2 protein-coding genes are annotated in these 1,650 nt (G+C 36.2%); both read left to right on the top strand.

Annotated elements, in window-relative coordinates:
- Positions 1-164 (top strand): anhydro-N-acetylmuramic acid kinase (locus DBX25_RS21155; protein WP_240620182.1); only part of this gene is annotated, 164 nt, incomplete at its 5' end.
- Positions 161-1,063 (top strand): N-acetylmuramic acid 6-phosphate etherase, encoded by a 903-nt coding sequence (murQ, locus tag DBX25_RS05115; RefSeq protein ID WP_108669705.1) that lies wholly within the window; start codon positions 161-163, stop codon positions 1,061-1,063. The genes DBX25_RS21155 and murQ, both read left to right, overlap by 4 nt.
- Positions 1,064-1,650: the final 587 nt, after the last annotated feature.

Raw genomic sequence — 1,650 nt, 5'->3', positions numbered from 1 at the left:
CAAAAGAGGCAATTGCATTTGCTTTATTGGCTAATGAAACGGTTCATCAAAATCCATCAAACGTCCCAAGTGCAACAGGTGCAAAACAACAAGCCATACTAGGCTCAATCACTTTCCCTCCTAATGGAGACCGGAAATTTAAATATACTGGGGGAAGATTATGAACCTACAAAACATATTAACTGAAAAAAGGAATCCCAGAACATTTAATATAGATACGCTTTCAAGTCTTGATATCCTAAGTGTGATTAATCAAGAGGACCATTTAGTTCCACAAGCTGTTGAAAAAATCTTGCCGCAAATTGCTCAAATGGTTGATCACATCGTTGAGTCATTTAAAAAAGGGGGTAGACTCATATACGTAGGAGCAGGCACAAGTGGTAGGTTAGGTGTACTGGACGCATCGGAGTGTCCCCCTACTTTTGGCACAGATCCAAGCATGGTGATTGGTCTGATAGCCGGAGGAGAAAAAGCACTTCAGTTCGCCCTAGAGGGAGCAGAGGATGATCGAGATGCTGCTACGAATGATATCACTGAGCTTGCAGTATCTAATCTGGATGTAGTGGTAGGTATAGCTGCAAGCGGCAGAACACCATACACTATTGAAGCAATGAAAACGGCAAAGTCTTTTGGTGCTAAAACTGGTGCAATCATGTGTAGCCATGGAAGAGAAATGGAAGAAGCTGCAGATGTTGTCATGCTTATTGAAACAGGTCCTGAAGCCGTAACGGGTTCCACAAGATTGAAAGCAGGTACAGCGCAAAAGCTAGTATTGAATATGCTTACAACAGCTTCGATGATTCGTATAGGGAAAGTATTTAGCAACCTCATGATTGATGTTCAACCTACTAATGAAAAGCTGAGAGAGCGTGCAAAATTAATCGTTGCAGAAGCGACAGGGGTAAGCTTAGAAGTTGCTTCAGAGGCTCTTGCTCTTTTTGAAGATACTAAAGGGGCAATCCTATATTTATTGACTGGGAAAGAAGCAAGTCAGATTCAATTTGCATTATCAAATCATGGTGGACATTTGAAAAATGCTCTTCATGATTTATTGAAGAATTAGAGGGGTATTTACAAACGGCCTGAAATATGGCTGTTTTTTTGTTTTATTAGGAAAATATTCTAACTATTAACATTAAGACAGTTTACTTAAATGGTGAGTTGAATATAAAAAGGGACAATACACCATTTGAAAGCTTGAAATGCAGTAATACTAATGATGACAAAAATCTAAATCTATGAAAAATTTTTTGAAAAAGGTCGTTAAGTATCTTTAACTTTTAGAGCAATATTTAAGCTCATTGTTGGTTTAATATTTTATGTAATTGCACCATCAACTTGCTAGATTTAGAGTGGTGAAAAATAGAATCGTAAAATAGTAATTATTCTTGAGATTCTTCACAAAAAAGTCAAATTTATGAATATAAAACAAGAGTCAAATATTATTTCACAAAAAAATATTATGATTTTGATAGTATTTGCCCTGTAATGCTAGACATCCTTTTCCTCTTTTTATACAATGTAAGCGCAGTCTATTTTTTGTTAATTGGAATTTATCATTAAATTTCAAACGGATTAGAATTGGAAAGTTGTCCAATTTCTTAAATGGTTACAGTCGATAGGAGGATGGGAAATGAATATCCACGAGTA

It is taken from the genome of Peribacillus acanthi (assembly GCF_003073175.1).
Classification (GTDB): Bacteria; Bacillota; Bacilli; order Bacillales; family DSM-1321; genus Bacillus_BN; species Bacillus_BN acanthi.
Note: the sequence above shows the minus strand (reverse complement) of the source record. Positions and strands in the feature narration are given on the sequence as shown.